Genomic DNA, 16,880 nt, shown 5'->3' with positions numbered 1-16,880 from the left:
TAATATAATAGACAAACATGTGTTTTGGGAAAGGAATAAAAAGTATGTCCCTTCAATTTATTGTGGGCGGATCCGGTTCCGGCAAGACCCGCCGCCTTTATACGGAATTGATCCGGCAGTCGGTGGAAGAACCGGATACCCAGTATTTTGCCATTGTACCGGAGCAGTTCACCATGCAGACCCAGAAGGAGATCGTTTCCCTGCACCCAAGCTTCGGAGTGATGAATATTGATATTGTCAGCTTTAAACGTCTCGCCTACCGGATCTTTGAGGAACTGGCAGTTACGAATCCCCAGGTCCTTGACGATATGGGAAAATCCATGGTACTTAGAAAGGTAGCAGCAGATAAGAAAAAAAGTCTGGTTTTTTATAAAGAGCATTTATCAAAGGCAGGGTTCATTTCCCAGCTGAAGTCCATGCTTTCAGAGCTTTACCAGTATGGAATAACCCCCGATATCCTTGGGGAAAAGATCCCTGAAAATGTAAGTCCTGTGCTGGCTCAGAAACTGTCGGATATTACTGTCGTTTATCAGGGGTTTAAGGAGTATATTGAAGGTAAGTTTATTACATCCGAGGAGATTTTGGATGTACTCTGTAACGTTCTTCCACGATCTGAGCTGATTAAAAACAGTGTCATTACATTAGACGGATATACAGGTTTTACCCCTGTCCAGTACCGGATTTTAGAGCTGTTTTTCCGTTACAGCAGGAAGGTCGTGATTACAGTGACCATGGATCCTGCAGAGAATATGAGCAGAAAAACAGGGGTCCAGGAGCTGTTTTACATGAGCCGCCAGATGATTAAAAAACTGAATGATCTGGCGAAGGAAACGGGTATCAGCCGGGAAAAGGACATTCTTCTTTCCGATCATCCGGCAGTTCGCTTTCTTAAGGAAGGAAAGGGTACTCCCTGTTCTCTGGATTTTCTGGAACAGAATCTGTACCGCTACACAGGAAGATCCTTTCAAGGACAGCCGGAATCCATTCATCTGCATCAGACGCGCAGTCCGTCGGAAGAGATCGCATTTGTGATACGTTCCATGGAAGAGAATATCAGAAAGAACGGACTTCGATACAGGGATATGGCGGTAATAACCGGGAATTTATCGAACTATGCAAACGAGATGATCCATCAGTTTCAGTTAAGTCATGTGCCCTATTTTCTGGATGATAAAAAAAGCATTTTAAAGAATCCCATGGTCGAGCTGATCCGGGCTGCCATAGAGATTGTTCAGAAGGATTTTTCCTATGAATCGGTATTTCGTTATTTAAGAACAGGACTGATTGTTTCTCAGGATGGTATGAATCAGGCAGACAGACTGGAAAATTACGTAATAGCTATGGGAATCCGGGGCTTTAAAAGATGGGATGCTGCATTTGAGGGCTGGTATAAAGGAGCCAGAGAGTTAAATCTTGTGGAATTAAACCAGTTTAAGGATGAGTTAATGGGGCCCCTTAAGCATCTGCGTGAGGAATTTAAAAGAGAAGATTCCACGGTAAAAACCATGACTGCCGCAGTGACCGCACTTTTAATGGAGACAGGCATTGAGGAAAAGATGCTTGATTTTGAGAAAAAGTTTCAGGATATGGGGGAATTCGCTCTTGCAAAGGAGTACGGGCAGGTTTACGGGCTGGTAATGGATTTATTTGACCGGCTTGCCGGACTGCTGGGCGGGGAGCATGTGAGCAGGAGAGAATACGGGGAGATTCTGGATGCCGGCTTTGCTGAGATTCAAGTGGGCGTGATTCCGGCCGCTGTGGACCGGGTTGTAGTGGGAGATATCACGAGAACCCGTCTGGACCATATCAAGGTTCTTTATTTTGTAGGAGTCAATGACGGACTGGTTCCTGTAAAAAAGGAGAAAAGCAGTTTATTTACAGACAGGGAAAGAGAGTTTTTATCCGGTCATGCCATAGAACTGGCCCCTACTTCCATGGAAGAAGGTTTTCGCCAGAGGTTTTATCTGTACCTAGCGCTGACAAAGCCGGAGAGAGAGCTGGTGTTATCTTATTCAGCCATGGATGGGAGCGGAAAGAGCCTGCGCCCCTCCACCTTAATCGGGGAGCTGAAGAAACTGTTTCCGGGATTAAAGGAATCGGCTCCCTTAAAAGCAGGAGTTCCCCTGACCTTCCGTGAGGCAAAGAACCAGCTGGCAGATGGGATGAGGGAGTATGGAAAGAACGGAGAAGACAGCCGGATTCTGGAACTGCTAAAAGCCTTTCTTGCTTCTGCGGACCATAAGGAGGAAGGAAGGAAGCTGATTGAAGCGGCTTTTTATGTATACCGGCAAAAGGGCATCGGAAAAGCAGCTGCGAGAGCTCTTTACGGTTCCGTTATTAATGGCAGCGTGACCAGGATGGAGCAGTATGCTTCCTGTGCATATGCCCATTTTTTAAATTACGGTCTGGAACTGATGGAACGCCAGGAATATGAGCTGGCCGCCATGGATATCGGAAATCTGTTCCATGACTCCATTGATTTATGGTTTGCGCGGATGAAGGAAGAGGGCAGGGATTTTAAGACGCTGACAGAAGAGGAACGTAAGACTATGGTGCACGAATGTGTAACCAGAGTGACGGAGGAATATGGCAATACAGTCTTAAAGAGCTCTGCAAGAAACGCTTATCTTGCAGGCAAGGTGGAGCGGATTACGGACAGAACGGTCTGGGCACTGTCCGAGCAGCTGAAAAAAGGGGACTTCACTCCTGTGGGATTCGAAGTATCCTTTTCTGCAGACGATCATTTAAAGGCAATGAGACTGCCCTTATCAAAGGATGAGGCCGTTCATTTAAGGGGGCGGATTGACCGTATGGATATATGTGAAGATGAGGAGGCTGTCTATGTTAAGATCATTGACTACAAATCCGGAAGCACGGCATTTGATTTAACTTCCCTCTACTATGGACTGCAGCTGCAGCTGGTGGTCTACATGGATGCGGCGCTGGAGATGGAAGAGAGAAAAAGACCGGATAAGCAGGTTGTTCCGGCAGGTATTTTCTATTACAACATCAACGATCCGGTTGTGGACAAAGACGGTGAGATGACTGAGGAGGAGATATCAGGCCGGATTTTAAAACAGCTTCGCATGAATGGACTTGTTAACACTGATTATAATGCAATCGCCCATCTGGATCATGAGATTGAGACAGAATCCGATGTGATACCCGTTGCCATGAAGAATGGAATCATTCAGGAGGCACGGTCATCAGTAGCAGGAGGAAATCGTTTTTCTGCATTACGGCAGTACGTCCAGGAAAGACTGAAGACAGAAGGCCGGGAAATCTTAGATGGAGTCATTGATGTAAACCCTTATAAACAAGGGAATAAAACGGCCTGCGATTACTGCCCCTACCATTCTGTGTGCGGGTTTGATTTAAAGACGCAGGGGTATGGTTTCAGAAAATTCAAGGCTCTGAAATCTGAGGAAATATGGCCGGTTATTGAAGGAGAAACGGAGGAAGGAGAGGAACATGGCAATCACCTGGACAGAGGAACAGAAAGCAGTCATTGAAAGCAGGAACAGAAATCTCCTGGTATCGGCAGCAGCAGGAAGCGGTAAAACGGCTGTTCTGGTGGAACGCATTATACGAATGATTACGGAGGGAGAGCATCCCCTTAAAATAGATCAGCTTCTGGTCATGACGTTTACAAAGGCTGCGGCCGATGAGATGCGGGAGCGCGTTTTAAAGGCGGTGGATGAGAAGCTGATGGAACAGCCGGATAACGATCATCTTCAGATGCAGGCAGCCATGATTCCCTACGCCCAGATTACGACCATAGACAGCTTCTGTCTGGGGATTATCAGAGAGCATTACAGCCGGTTAGATATTGATCCTGCTTTCCGTGTGGGAGATGAAGGAGAATTGATTCTCCTTCGGGGAGATGTGATGAAGGAGATGCTGGAGGAGTTCTACGAATCAAAGGATCCTTCCTTCGAATGTTTTGTGGAGACGTATGCCACCGGAAAGACAGACCGTGGAATTGAAGAGTTTATCATGCAGGTATACCGTTTCTCCCAAAGCAATCCATGGCCGGAGGAATGGTTAAACAACTGCAGGAAAGAGCTTGAATCCTGTGATTTAAACCATATGAAGGACACTGCATGGATGAGATTTTTGATGGAGGATGCCGCTCTTTTGCTTGAGGAACTGCTGGTCCAGATAGAGGCAGCCATGGAGATCTGCCAGGAGGAAAACGGGCCGGAGGCATATCTTCCCATGCTGGCCAGTGATGCAGCCATGTTAAAATCCCTTGGGGAAGCAGAGGATTATGAGATTTTAAACGGCAGATTAAAAGAGGTATCTTTTGCCAGGCTTGCTTCCATACGAAGCAAAGACATAGATCCGGAGAAAAAAGCCGCTGTAACCGCGGTCAGGGACAGAGTGAAAAAGGGCGTTGGAAAGCTCTGCGATTTATACTGTTTTGAATCTCCCGAAGAGGTGGGAGCGGATATGGAAGGGACGAAAGAAGCTGTTTTCATGCTTCTTCATCTTGCAGAGGAATATTCCCGCAGATACCAGGAGAAAAAAAAGGAACGCAATCTGGTGGATTTTAACGACCTGGAGCATTATGCTCTTCAGATTCTATTAAAGGAAGAAGACGGATTAAGGGTTCCGTCGGAAGCAGCTGACGAATTCAGCCGCCAGTTTGAGGAGATCCTGGTGGATGAATATCAGGATAGCAACGAGGTACAGGAAGCGTTAATCAACAGCATTTCAAGAGAGCGGTTTGGCAGCCCCAATGTTTTCATGGTTGGAGATGTAAAACAGAGTATTTACCAGTTCCGTCTGGCAAGACCCCAGCTGTTCTTAGATAAGTATCAGAGGTATTCAAACGAAGAAGGAAGCTATCAGAAGATAGAGCTTCACCAGAATTTCCGAAGCAGAGAATCGGTTTTAACCAGTATCAATGAGGTTTTTTATCAGATTATGACAAAAAATCTGGGGAATATCCGTTATACAAAGGAGACGGCACTTCACCCGGGAGCTGTCTTTTGCGAATCGGAAGGCCGTGTGGGAGAAAAGACAGAGCTCCTTCTTATTCATGGCTCATCGGAACAGCTGAAGCAGCTAGATGAAGACACCGCAGATTATACCAGCAGGGAAGCGGAGGCGAAGGTAATTGTCTCTAAAATCAGGGAACTTACGGATCCTGACGAGGGACTTCTCATCTGGGATAAAAATCTGGGCGGGACAGGGGGATACCGGATCTGCCAATACTCTGATATCGTTATCTTATTAAGAAGCTTAAGCGGATGGGCGGAGGAATTTGTCAATATTTTGATGAATGAGGGGATTCCTGCCCACGCAGAACGAAAAACCGGATATTTTTCTGCAGCAGAAGTGGAGACGGTTCTTTCCATGCTGAACATTATTGATAATCCCATGCAGGACATCCCGCTGGCTGCAGTTTTTAAATCCCCTGTTGCTGGGATTGATGACCAGGAGATGGCTCACCTAATGGCTGTATGGAAAAATGCTGATAAAAAGGGCCAGGACCGCGGGATTTATGGTGCGTGGCAGCACTATTTAAAGGAGTATGAAGAAAAGGAAGATGAAACCGCCCCTGAACTTTTTAAAAAGCTTGCAGCCTTTTCTGAACAGCTTTCCAAGTACAGGGAAAAAGCAGCTTATCTTTCCATTCATGAGCTTCTCTATGATATCTATGAGGGAACCGGTTATTACGACTATGTTTCCGCCATGCCTGGAGGAGAAGTCCGCAGAGCCAATCTTTCCATGCTTGTGGAAAAGGCGGCAGCCTATGAGCAGACCAGCTACAGAGGGCTGTTTCATTTTATCCGGTATATCGAAAATCTGAAAAAATATGATACGGATTTTGGAGAAGCGTCTCTTCTGGGGGAAGAGAATACAGTCCGTGTCATGAGCATCCATAAGAGCAAAGGACTGGAGTTTCCGGTTGTATTTCTGGCTGGAATGGGGAAAAAATTCAATAAACAGGATGCCTATGGAAAGCTTCTTATTGACCCTGATCTGGGAATCGGAACAGATTACATAGATTTAGAAAAGCGGATCAAGGCACCGACCTTAAAAAAACACGTATTAAAGAGAAAGACAGAATTAAGCGCCCTTGGAGAGGAACTTCGGGTACTCTATGTTGCCATGACAAGAGCAAAAGAAAAGCTGATTATGACCGGGCTGGACCGCTATCTGGATAAAAAATTTGAGCGCTACGCATCTGTCATGAGAGCTCACGGTCAGATCCCGTTTTCCTTTCTTTCCGGAGCAGATTCTTATTTAGACTGGCTGCTTATGAGTCTGTCCGGTAAATATTCCCCTTCCGGTATTCTGTCTGAGGAAGGGCAGGATACGGGGAATCTGATTATGAAGGAACTGACGGTTTCCGGTCTGGTTATGGGAGAAATGAACCGTCAGGTGAGTAAGAAACTGACGAAAGAAAGTTTCCTGAGACTGGATACAAAAAAGAGCTATGACCAGGAGTTTGAAAGAGGCTTAAAGGAGGCACTTTCCTTTCTTTATCCTTATGAAGAGGACATTAGACTCCACACCAAGCTGACGGTTTCCGAACTGAAAAAGCAGGGGCAGTTTCTGGATGAAGAGGAGAGTGATTTTCTTCCCACAATTCCTGTTTTTTTAAGAGAAGAAATAGAAGAAGAAAAGTCAGGGGGTGTCCGCCGGGGCACCGCTTATCACCGCGCTTTGGAGCTCCTGGATTTTTCCAGGGTGAAGACAGCAGAGGATTTGACGGCTGCACTGGAAGAATTAAAAGGGGATGGACGGCTGAATGAGGAAAGTTTTGCCCTGCTGTCAAAATCCCAGCTTTTCGCATTTATAAATTCATCTTTAGGAAAGCGTCTGGCAGCAGCCCAGGAGAAAGGGCTGTTAAAACGGGAACAGCAGTTTGTGATCGGCATACCGGCCAGGGAGATGGATGTGGCTGATTCCGATGAACGCATTCTCATACAGGGGATTATTGATGCCTATATGGAAGAAGAAGGGCAGCTGGTTTTAGTGGATTATAAGACGGATTTTTTAAGGGAAGGGGAAGAATCCATTCTTTTTGACCGTTATGGAATCCAGATGGAGTATTACAGACGGGCTCTGGAACAGATTACAGGGAAAAAGGTGAAGGAGATGATTATCTATTCCTTCGCACTGAAAAAAGAAGTTGTAATAAACGGAACATAATATTGTATAGAATGGAGATGGAACAATATGATACCTGACAGTGAAGTAAGATTGACCCAAATGACGAAAACCGCCGGGTGTGCCGCGAAGATCGGTCCCGGTACACTGGCTGGAATTCTGGAGCATTTGCCGAAGTTTCAGGATCCCAGTCTTCTGGTGGGGATTGAAACATCTGATGATGGTGCGATCTACAAGGTAAATGATGATCTTGCACTGATTCAGACTCTGGATTTTTTTACACCTGTGGTCGATGATCCTTTTACATTCGGCCAGATAGCTGCTGCCAACGCGCTCAGTGATATTTATGCCATGGGGGGAGAACCGAAGGTTGCTTTAAATATTGTAGCGTGGCCAAACTGCTTAAATCCGGGGATTCTGGGCAGGATATTAGAAGGCGGCGCGTCAAAGGTTCTGGAAGCAGGCGCCGTACTGGCTGGAGGTCATTCCATTCAGGATGAGGAACCCAAGTACGGACTAAGCGTGACTGGATTTGTCCATCCGGATAAGGTTTTTAAAAACTGTGAAGCCAGGCCTGGGGATGTTTTAATTCTCACAAAACCCCTGGGAACTGGAATCGTTAATACTGCCGTAAAGGCTGATTTAGCATCACAGGAAGCAAAAGAAGAAGTGATAAAGGTCATGACTTCATTAAACCGTAAAGCCAAGCAGGTCATTGAACGATATGAGGTACACAGCTGCACCGACGTGACCGGTTTTGGTCTGGCTGGCCATTCCGTCGAGATGGCGGAAGGCAGCGGGGTCACTCTGGAATTTTCCGTGAGTGATCTTCCGGTTCAGAAGGAAGCCTTTGAGCTTGCGAGAATGGGACTGGTGCCGGAAGGGGCATATAAGAACCGTTCCTATACCAGCGAACGTGTGGATTACGCGGATACAGAGGAATGTATGATTGATATATTCTGTGATCCCCAGACCTCAGGGGGGCTGCTCATCAGTGTATCCAGGGAAGACGGAGAGAGGATTATGGAAGATTTTGCACGAGTGGGTATGGAAACTGCATGCCGGATGATCGGCAGAGTTACGAAGAAGCAGGAAAAGCCGGTAAAGCTGAGGAATCGTTTATGATTTATCTGGATAATGCAGCCACTTCCCTGCAAAAGCCTGAGGAAGTGAGGCTGGCGGTGGCTGACGCCATGCTTACCATGGGAAATCCCGGCAGAGGGATTTACGGCGCATCCCTTGATGCAGCCAGGATGATTTATGATACCCGGAGTCTGATTTCCCGGCTGTTTCATGGGAAAAGTCCAGGCCAGGTGGCATTTACAGCCAATTCAACTGAGAGCTTAAATCTGGCAATTAAAGGGATTATCCGCCCGGGGGATCATGTAATTACAACCATGATGGAGCACAATTCCGTACTCCGTCCTCTTTACCGAATGGAAGAAAAGGGGACAGAACTTACCATTTTGCCTGCAGATAAAAATGGCTGCATACGTTTGGAAGATCTTGAGACCGCAGTTAAGAGCAATACGAGAGCGGTGATTTGTACCCATGCTTCTAATTTAACTGGAAACAGGAATGACCTGGGGACGATAGGCAGAATCTGTAAAAAATACGGAATTCTGTTCATTTTGGATGCTTCACAGACAGCCGGAGTGTTTGAGATTGATATGGAGGGAATGGGGATTGATGTTGTCTGTTTCACCGGACACAAGGGGCTTTTAGGTCCACAGGGAACCGGAGGAATCTGCGTAAGGGAAGGGGTGGACATTCAGCCTTTGATCGTAGGCGGAAGCGGAACCCAGAGTTTCTTAAAGACACAGCCGGAGCAGATGCCGGAGCGTCTGGAAGCCGGAACATTAAACTGCCATGGCATTGCGGGGCTTCATGCGGCGCTTCTTTATATTGACCGGACGGGTATGGAGTTCATCCGTAAACGGGAACAGCTTCTGATGAGACGGTTTTATGAAGGGGTGAAGGATATTCCCGGAGTATCCATCTACGGTGATTTTTCCAAGAAGAGCCTTGATGAACGGGCACCGGTCGTAGCTTTAAATATTGGAGATTTAGATTCAGGCCAGGTTGCAGACGAACTGGCGGTTTCTTATGATATCTATGCCAGGGCAGGGGCTCATTGTGCTCCCCTGATGCACCAGGCACTTGGAACCGTAAAGCAGGGAGCAGTGCGTTTTTCCATGTCCCATTTCAATACAGAAGAGGAAATTGATCAGGCGGTAAAGGCGGTCAGAGAGCTGAGCAGATGGGGACAGGAGATATGATGAGGCAGAAAGAGTTAAAAACTGTAGTGACATTTCATACTGTTACGGAGGCGATTGCCATGGAGACCGCGTGTATGAAAGAAAATATTCCGGGAAGGATCATTCCGGTACCCAGGGAAATTAAGGCTGGCTGCGGACTTTCCTGGTCCATGCCTGTTTCCTGGGAGGGAGATTTAAGCCAATGGATGGAAGAGAAAGGTCTTAGATGGGAATCAGTAGGGGAGTATTTGATTTGATATTTTCAATTTTCATTAACACAAGAAAATAGTCGGAAAAATATGATATAGGTACTAAAAAGACAGCATATAATGACAAATGATTTAAAACAAAATTGGCATTGACAAATAGTTTTACAATATGTTATAGTCAACCTGTCAGAGGTCACAAAGTTTGTTAAGTATCAGTATTCAAAGAAACTTATATATGCTCATAATGGGATGAGTGTTTCTACCAACTACCGTAATAGTTGTCTATAAGTTTCCTCGTGATGGGAAGGCGGCTTTTTTAGCTGTGCTGTTTTTGTTCACGTTTGGAGCGACAAAAGGGAACGGTAGTTTTTTATTGCTTGGTTTTTAGGAACGTTGCAATTTGGCTGCCGTATTTTTGTTTGTGCGGAACAGGAGGTTCTATGACCGGTGATAGAAATTTTATACTAAAAGGAAACATTTGCTATAGTGAGGATGTCCATACGTTAAGAACGGTGGAACAGGGTTTTTTAATATGCCAGAATGGGAAGTCAGCCGGAGTATTTCACAGCATACCGGAGCAGTTTAAGGATTTTTTGGTAATTGACTGCAACGATAAGCTGATTATACCGGGACTAGTCGATCTTCATATTCATGCACCCCAATATTCATTCCGCGGACTGTCCATGGATTTAGAGCTGTTAGACTGGCTGAATACCAATACGTTTCCGGAGGAAGCCAGATATGGCGATCTGGAATATGCAAAAAAGGCCTACCAGATATTTGCAGAAGCGATGAAAAAAAGCGGGACCACCAGGGCCTGTATATTTGCAACCATCCACGGACCGGCGACAGAACTGTTAATGGATCTCATGGAAGAGACCGGTTTAAAGACGATGGTGGGAAAGGTCAATATGGACCGGAATGCACCGGATTATCTATGTGAGCCGGGTGCACAGGAGTCAGAGGCGGAAACTCTTTTATGGTTATCCCATACAAGAACAAAGTATAAGAATGTAACTCCGATTCTGACACCCAGATTTATTCCGTCCTGCACCGATGATCTCATGGAACGGCTGGGAAGGCTGAAGAGGAAATACAAACTTCCGGTTCAGTCCCATTTGTCGGAGAATTTAAGTGAGATCGAATGGGTGAAAAGCTTATGTCCCAGTACCGGGTGTTACGGCGAAGCCTATGATCAGTTCGGCATGTTCGGTGGGGAGGAAAAGACTGTAATGGCACATTGCGTCTATTCGTCTGAACAGGAGATTGAACTGATGAAAAAGCGGGGAGTTTATATTGCACACTGTCCCCAGTCCAACACCAATCTTGCTTCTGGAATTGCACCAGTCCGTACCTTTTTAGATCTGGAATTAAAGACAGGCTTAGGTACCGATGTAGCAGGGGGAAGCGGGGAATCCATATTCCGTGCCATGGCAGATGCCATATCAGTATCAAAGCTTCGGTGGCGCCTTGTGGATTCTTCATTAAAACCTGTTACGATTGAGGAAGCATTCTATCTGGGAACTCTGGGAGGAGGTTCTTTCTTTGGAAAGACAGGCAGCTTTCTGGAAGGTTATGAGTTTGATGCTCTGATTCTTGATGACAGCAGTTTAAGTCATCCCCAGCCGCTAAGTACGAGGGAACGGCTGGAACGTTTTATCTATCTGTCTGATGACAGACACATCACGGGGAAGTATGTGGAAGGGAAACGAATTTTTTAGAGCACCTAAGGAGGTAGGAAGTATGGAACGAAAAACCAATGAAGGATTTTTACAGAAGATATTTCATTTATCTGAAAATCACACAGATGTGAAAACTGAGGTTGTAGCCGGAATCACTACATTTATGACGATGGCTTATATTCTGGCAGTGAACCCAAGCATTCTTGGCGCAGCAGGAATGGACAGCGGTGCAGTCTTTACGGCAACAGCGCTGGCATCTTTAGTTGCCACTCTTTTAATGGCAGGCTTGGCAAATTACCCATTTGTATTGGCACCAGGAATGGGACTTAATGCTTACTTCGCCTATACCGTTGTACTGAATATGGGTTATACCTGGGAGATGGCTTTAGCAGCTGTATTCATTGAAGGTATTATCTTTATTCTGCTTTCCCTGACCAATGTCCGGGAGGCAATTTTTAATGCAATTCCAATGAATTTAAAACATGCGGTATCCGTTGGTATCGGTTTGTTCATCGCATTTATCGGACTTCAGAATGCAAAGGTAGTGGTTGACGGAGCCACTCTTGTAAGCATGTATTCCTTCAAGGGATCCATTGAAGGCGGAACCTTCCATTCTGTAGGCATTACGGTATTACTTGCTATCATCGGCATCCTCATCACCGCAGTGCTGGTAGTGAAGAACGTAAAAGGAAATATCTTATGGGGTATTTTAGCTACCTGGGCTCTTGGAATGATCTGTCAGGCTGTTGGTTTATATCAGCCGAACCCGGAACTTGGCATGTACAGCGTATTCCCTGATTTTTCCAGAGGATTTGGAGTTCCAAGCATGGCACCAACCTTTATGAAGCTGGATTTTTCTAAAATTCTGTCAGTGGATTTTCTGGTGGTAATGTTTGCATTTCTGTTCGTTGACATGTTTGATACACTGGGAACCTTAATCGGAGTGGCTTCTAAAGCAGATATGCTTGATAAGGAGGGAAAGCTTCCCCGGATTAGAGGTGCACTGTTATCAGATGCTGTAGGTACTTCTATAGGTGCATTGTTTGGTACATCTACGACGACAACCTTCGTGGAAAGTGCTGCCGGAGTTTCAGAAGGCGGAAGAACAGGTTTAACAGCAGTGGTAGCAGCCGTACTGTTTGGATTATCCCTGTTTTTATCTCCAATCTTTCTTGCCATTCCATCCTTTGCAACGGCGCCGGCATTGGTTGTTGTAGGATTCCTTATGTTGACATCAGTTACCAAGATTGATTTTTCCGATTTTACAGAGGCGCTTCCATGCTATATCGCCATTATTGCCATGCCGTTTATGTACAGCATTTCTGAAGGTATCGCCATGGGCGTAATCTCTTATGTGTTTATTAACCTTGTTACAGGCAATGCAAAGAAAAAGAAAATCAGTCTTCTGATGTATATTTTAGCAGTCTTGTTTGTACTCAAATATGTTCTGATCTGATAGATCTGTAAAAAAAGCGGTGACAAGCATTCACCAGGCAGTTATTGCCTGAATGAAGGATTGTCACCGCCTTTTTATTGCGGTTTTATTTCCTATATCAGAAATCAATTCAATAAAACAATAGCCAGATTTAAGTACCCTGCAAATGTAACCCATAAAAGATAGGGGATCTGCATAAGAGCAGCTGTCTGGTTCACAGACCAGAAAGCAGAGATCATACGAATGATAAAGTACCATAAAAGCAGCAGAATCAGGAAAGCCAGAAGATAGTTCTGCAGGTTAAAGAACACAAGGCTCCAGATAAAATTAAGAGACAGCTGGATTGCATAAAGCCGGAGCGCTTCCTTTCGTTTCGGAGAAGGTGACTGGGCAACTAAATAAGATCCTAATCCCATTAAAAGATATAAGATGGTCCATACAATCGGAAAGATCCATCCAGGCGGGGAAAGTGCCGGCCGGTTTAAATCTTTATATATCATCATGCTGTTCTTTGTAAGAAACCCAGCCAACGAGCCAACTGCCAGAGGTAGTACCAGGAAAAAAATAAATTTTTTTCTGTTATTATTCATAGGAATCTCCTGTTCCTGTAATTAATACAATCTATTCTGTCTTTTCACAAATTATTTCCCGTTTTTAGGCAAAATAATATTTAAAAAGATGGCTACCAGGGTTGCAACAACGACTGGAGAACGGCCAAAGATCGTCACTACCCAGGCGGGAAATGTGGAAAGCGCGGCTGTAGCCTGGGAAATTCCCATGCCAAGAGCTGCTGCAAGTCCTACAATAGAAGAATTCCGGTAGTTCATCTCTTCAGATGTTACCAGTTTCATTCCCGTCATGGCAATGGAAGCAAATACAGATACCGTAGCGCCTCCTAATACACACTGGGGAATGGTAGTAAGCAAAGCAGAAAACTTGGGGATCAGACCGGCGGCCAGTAAGAAGGCGGCAGTCAATCCCATAACGCAGCGGTTAACAACTTTCGTCGTAGTTACGATGCCCACGTTCTGGCTGTAGGTGGCTGTCGGCAAACCTCCTAAAAGAGCACCGAAGATGTTTGTTATACCATATCCCATGATTCCGCCCTGCAATTCCTTGTCGGTCGGCTCTCTGTCGATGGATCCGCTGGTGGTGGCTGTAAAGTCACCGATTGCCTGAACCGAGTTGATGGCAAATAAAAGTCCGATGGCAATACAGGAGGAGGGTTCAAAGGTGATTCCGAAGTGAAGCGGCTTTGGAATGGAAAATAAAGAAGCTGCAGCGATGTTGGAAAAACTCACCATTCCAAAAAACAGTGCGGTCACATATCCCACCATGATGCCGATGAGAATGGAAGCCAGCTTATAAACTCCCTTTCCGAAATGATTCAGTACTGTGACCACAGTCAGAGTAATAAAAGCAACGGTCCAGTTCTGCCACGATCCGTAGGAAGGGTTTGATACTCCGCCTGCCATATAGTTAATGGCAGTGGGATAAAGAGAAAGTCCAATGGTAAATACTACGGTTCCGGTAATGAGTGGGGGGAAGAATTTCCGGATCCGCATAACAGAGATTCCTACCAGACATGCCACGATGCCGCCCACAATCTGTGCTCCTAAAATGGCAGAAAGCCCATAATCTGCAGCAATGGACTGCATACTTGGGACGTAGGCAAAGCTGATCCCCAGAATAACAGGGAGGGAGGAGCCAAGGTGGAATCCTTTCTTTTTCCCAACGGGAAAAAGCTGGAGGAGAGTGGACAGGGCCGAAACCACCAGGGCAGCCTGAATCAGGATGACCCGGTCGGAAGCTTCCAGTCCTGCGACATTGGATACAATGATGGGTGGTGTGACGCAGCCGACGATCATTGCAACCAGATGCTGAATTGCAAGGGGGAGTGCGTGAGAAAACCTGGGGATGCCGTCGAGTTCAAAAATAGATGCATACTGCCTGTCAGATTGTCTCATAGTAAAATGTTCTCCTTTAACAAGTTTTACTGTTGAATATGAGTTCCCGTACTTCCAAGTATTCCCTCTTTTGCTTTTTCTAACAGAGTAATGAGGGCCGTCCGTCCTTTCCTGGATTCTGCAAATTTTACTGCAGCCTCTACCTTAGGAAGCATGGAGCCAGGTGCAAAGTGCCCCTCTTTGATGTACTGTCTGGCCTCTTTTACGGTAATGTTACTCAGCCATTTTTCATCAGGCTTTCCATAATTTAAAGCGATCTTTTCCACGGCTGTCAGAATGATGAGAAGATCTGCATCCAGTTCTTCCGCCAGGAGTTCGCTGGCAAAGTCTTTATCAATGACTGCGCTGGCACCCTTTAAGTGGTTTCCGTTTAAGGTGACAGGGATTCCGCCCCCGCCGCAGGCGATCACCAGCTGTCCGCTGTCCACGAGAGAGCGGATGGCTTCAATTTCAATAATTTCCTGAGGCTTTGGAGAAGCAACCATTCGGCGGTAGCCTCTTCCGGCATCTTCTTTCATTAAGTATCCGTATTTTGAAGCCGCTTCCTCAGCCTGTTCAGCTGACATAAAATGCCCGATTGGTTTGGATGGATTTAAAAATGCAGGGTCCTTTTCGTCCACACGGATCTGTGTGATCATGGTGGTCACCGGAATATGTCTGATATTCCGGTTCACCAGTTCTTCTCTTAAGGCATTCTGAAGATCATAGCCGATATATGCCTGGCTCATGGCAACGCAGACGGAGAGGGGAGTGTTAGGCTGCTCCTGATCCTCTCTGCATAACGCACTCATGGCATTGTTGATCATTCCCACCTGAGGGCCGTTTCCATGGGCAACCACAACCTCACAGCCTTCTTCAATCAGATCCACGATGGCTTTTGAGGTGATTTTCACTGCAGCCATCTGCTCCGGCAGGGTATTGCCAAGGGCGTTTCCGCCCAGGGCAATTACAATTCTCTTTTTTTTCTCCATATGAGTGATCCCCTTGGTCAGATTGAGAACTTACGCGGTGATTTCTTTTCCTCCAGCTTTTTAAATACTTCCTGGGGATTTTCGAATTTGCTTAAAAAGATCATGGCAGCGATTACGTATGGCTTATAGCTGGCTTCCTTATAAAGAGGATTTCTGTAACGGTCAAATACGGAAGCTTCCACTTCTCCGTCCTTGCAGCTGATATCATTGATATCTGCAGGGAGGCAGTGAAGATAGAGAGCTTTGCCATCTTTTGTGGTCTTCATCAGTTCTTCCGTACAGCACCAGTCCTTGTGATTGGCATTTTGAGCCAGAAGTTCCTTCTCAAGCGCTTTGATTCCGTCCATGTCGCCATTGCCGTAAAGATCGGTTCTCTTTTCCATGGCTGCAAATGGTGCCCAGCTCTTAGGATAAACGATGTCAGCATCCTTGAAGGCATCTGCCATATCATTGGATACGCGGAAAGAGCCTCCGGATTTTTCTGCATTGCCCTTTGCAACATCTAATACTTCCGGCATTACCTCATAGCCTTCCGGATGAGCAAGTACCACTTCCATTCCCATACGTGTCATTAATCCGATCACACCCTGAGGGACTGATAAGGGTTTTCCGTAGGAAGGAGAGTAAGCCCAGGTCATGGCCAGCTTCTTGCCCTTTAAGTTTTCGATACCGCCGAACTCATGAATGATATGAAGCATGTCAGCCATGGTCTGTGTTGGGTGGTCGATGTCGCACTGTAAGTTTACAAGTGCCGGCTTCTGTTCCAGAATTCCATCTTTATATCCTTCTGTCACGGCATCAGAAACCTGATGCATATAGGCGTTTCCTTTTCCGATATACATATCGTCACGGATACCGATGACATCTGCCATGAAGGAGATCATGTTGGCAGTTTCACGAACAGTTTCTCCATGGGCGATCTGGGATTTTCCTTCGTCTAAATCCTGTACTTCCAGTCCGAGAAGGTTGCAGGCAGAGGCAAAGGAGAAGCGGGTGCGGGTGGAGTTGTCGCGGAATAAGGAGATTCCAAGTCCGCTCTCAAAAACCTTTGTGGAGATGTTGTTTTCTCTCATAAAGCGGAGAGCGTCTGCAACGGTCCAGACCGCTTCCAGCTCGTCGTCCGTTTTCTCCCAGGTTAGAAAAAAGTCATTTTCGTACATCTCCTTGAAATTTAAGGAATTCAGTTTGTCGATATAATCCTGTAAGGTTTTCATAATGTGGTAAGCCTCCTGA

At 45.9% G+C, this 16,880-nt stretch carries 11 protein-coding genes and 1 riboswitch; of the genes, 7 read left to right on the top strand and 4 right to left on the bottom strand.

The window, feature by feature from the left end:
* Positions 1-44: 44 nt before the first annotated feature.
* The 7 genes from addB to V7D18_RS22220 all read left to right on the top strand — a co-directional run bounded on the left by addB (position 45) and on the right by V7D18_RS22220 (position 12,730).
* Positions 45-3,512: a helicase-exonuclease AddAB subunit AddB gene (gene addB, locus V7D18_RS22250; RefSeq protein WP_426157617.1), complete on the top strand. Its 3,468-nt coding sequence runs from the start codon at positions 45-47 to the stop codon at positions 3,510-3,512.
* On the top strand, positions 3,472-7,167 hold the full coding sequence (addA, locus tag V7D18_RS22245; RefSeq protein ID WP_426157615.1) for a helicase-exonuclease AddAB subunit AddA: 3,696 nt from the start codon (positions 3,472-3,474) through the stop codon (positions 7,165-7,167). Before addB ends, addA begins: the two co-directional genes overlap by 41 nt.
* A gap of 27 nt (positions 7,168-7,194) precedes the next feature.
* The gene (selD, locus tag V7D18_RS22240; protein ID WP_426157613.1) at positions 7,195-8,250 is read left to right on the top strand and encodes a selenide, water dikinase SelD; all 1,056 of its coding nucleotides are present in this window, start codon (positions 7,195-7,197) and stop codon (positions 8,248-8,250) included.
* On the top strand, positions 8,247-9,404 hold the full coding sequence (locus tag V7D18_RS22235) for an aminotransferase class V-fold PLP-dependent enzyme (RefSeq protein WP_426157853.1): 1,158 nt from the start codon (positions 8,247-8,249) through the stop codon (positions 9,402-9,404). The genes selD and V7D18_RS22235 overlap by 4 nt, the downstream gene beginning before the upstream one ends.
* Positions 9,404-9,640 carry a DUF3343 domain-containing protein gene (locus tag V7D18_RS22230; RefSeq protein ID WP_426157851.1) on the top strand — a complete coding sequence of 79 codons (237 nt, stop codon included), beginning with the start codon at positions 9,404-9,406 and terminating at the stop codon, positions 9,638-9,640. The genes V7D18_RS22235 and V7D18_RS22230 overlap by 1 nt, the downstream gene beginning before the upstream one ends.
* Positions 9,641-9,801: 161 nt before the next feature.
* Positions 9,802-9,897: riboswitch (purine riboswitch) on the top strand.
* 135 nt (positions 9,898-10,032) lie between these two features.
* The gene (locus V7D18_RS22225; RefSeq protein ID WP_426157612.1) at positions 10,033-11,313 is read left to right on the top strand and encodes an amidohydrolase family protein; all 1,281 of its coding nucleotides are present in this window, start codon (positions 10,033-10,035) and stop codon (positions 11,311-11,313) included.
* 22 nt (positions 11,314-11,335) lie between these two features.
* Entirely contained in the window at positions 11,336-12,730 is a 1,395-nt protein-coding gene (locus V7D18_RS22220; protein ID WP_426157611.1) for an NCS2 family permease, read from the top strand.
* 104 nt (positions 12,731-12,834) lie between these two features.
* Here the strand turns inward: V7D18_RS22220 and V7D18_RS22215 are convergent, their stop codons facing one another.
* Genes V7D18_RS22215 through ygeW form a run of 4 tightly spaced genes read right to left on the bottom strand, consistent with a single transcriptional unit; the run spans position 12,835 to position 16,861 of the window.
* Positions 12,835-13,299 (bottom strand): TspO/MBR family protein, encoded by a 465-nt coding sequence (locus tag V7D18_RS22215; protein WP_426157609.1) that lies wholly within the window; start codon positions 13,297-13,299, stop codon positions 12,835-12,837.
* 51 nt (positions 13,300-13,350) lie between these two features.
* Positions 13,351-14,676 (bottom strand): uracil-xanthine permease family protein, encoded by a 1,326-nt coding sequence (locus V7D18_RS22210; protein ID WP_426157607.1) that lies wholly within the window; start codon positions 14,674-14,676, stop codon positions 13,351-13,353.
* Between the two features lie 26 nt (positions 14,677-14,702).
* Complete coding sequence (gene arcC / locus V7D18_RS22205; RefSeq protein ID WP_426157605.1) at positions 14,703-15,647, bottom strand: carbamate kinase; 945 nt, start codon at positions 15,645-15,647, stop codon at positions 14,703-14,705.
* Between the two features lie 17 nt (positions 15,648-15,664).
* Positions 15,665-16,861: a knotted carbamoyltransferase YgeW gene (ygeW, locus tag V7D18_RS22200; protein ID WP_426157603.1), complete on the bottom strand. Its 1,197-nt coding sequence runs from the start codon at positions 16,859-16,861 to the stop codon at positions 15,665-15,667.
* Positions 16,862-16,880: the final 19 nt, after the last annotated feature.

It is taken from the genome of Lacrimispora sp. 38-1 (assembly GCF_049890855.1).
In the GTDB taxonomy this organism is placed as follows: domain Bacteria; phylum Bacillota; class Clostridia; order Lachnospirales; family Lachnospiraceae; genus Lacrimispora.
The sequence above is the reverse complement of the archived record's forward strand: the minus strand, read 5'-3'. Positions and strand labels throughout refer to the sequence as shown.

Excerpts from the sequence above, each read along its gene's own strand:
- addB (WP_426157617.1), top strand. The coding sequence starts at position 45 with ATGTCCCTTCAATTTATTGTGGGCGGATCCGGTTCCGGCAAGACCCGC.
- addA (WP_426157615.1), top strand. The coding sequence starts at position 3,472 with ATGGCAATCACCTGGACAGAGGAACAGAAAGCAGTCATTGAAAGCAGG.
- selD (WP_426157613.1), top strand. The coding sequence starts at position 7,195 with ATGATACCTGACAGTGAAGTAAGATTGACCCAAATGACGAAAACCGCC.
- V7D18_RS22235 (WP_426157853.1), top strand. The coding sequence starts at position 8,247 with ATGATTTATCTGGATAATGCAGCCACTTCCCTGCAAAAGCCTGAGGAA.
- V7D18_RS22230 (WP_426157851.1), top strand. The coding sequence starts at position 9,404 with ATGAGGCAGAAAGAGTTAAAAACTGTAGTGACATTTCATACTGTTACG.
- V7D18_RS22225 (WP_426157612.1), top strand. The coding sequence starts at position 10,033 with ATGACCGGTGATAGAAATTTTATACTAAAAGGAAACATTTGCTATAGT.
- V7D18_RS22220 (WP_426157611.1), top strand. The coding sequence starts at position 11,336 with ATGGAACGAAAAACCAATGAAGGATTTTTACAGAAGATATTTCATTTA.
- V7D18_RS22215 (WP_426157609.1), bottom strand. The coding sequence starts at position 13,299 with ATGAATAATAACAGAAAAAAATTTATTTTTTTCCTGGTACTACCTCTG.
- V7D18_RS22210 (WP_426157607.1), bottom strand. The coding sequence starts at position 14,676 with ATGAGACAATCTGACAGGCAGTATGCATCTATTTTTGAACTCGACGGC.
- arcC (WP_426157605.1), bottom strand. The coding sequence starts at position 15,647 with ATGGAGAAAAAAAAGAGAATTGTAATTGCCCTGGGCGGAAACGCCCTT.
- ygeW (WP_426157603.1), bottom strand. The coding sequence starts at position 16,861 with ATGAAAACCTTACAGGATTATATCGACAAACTGAATTCCTTAAATTTC.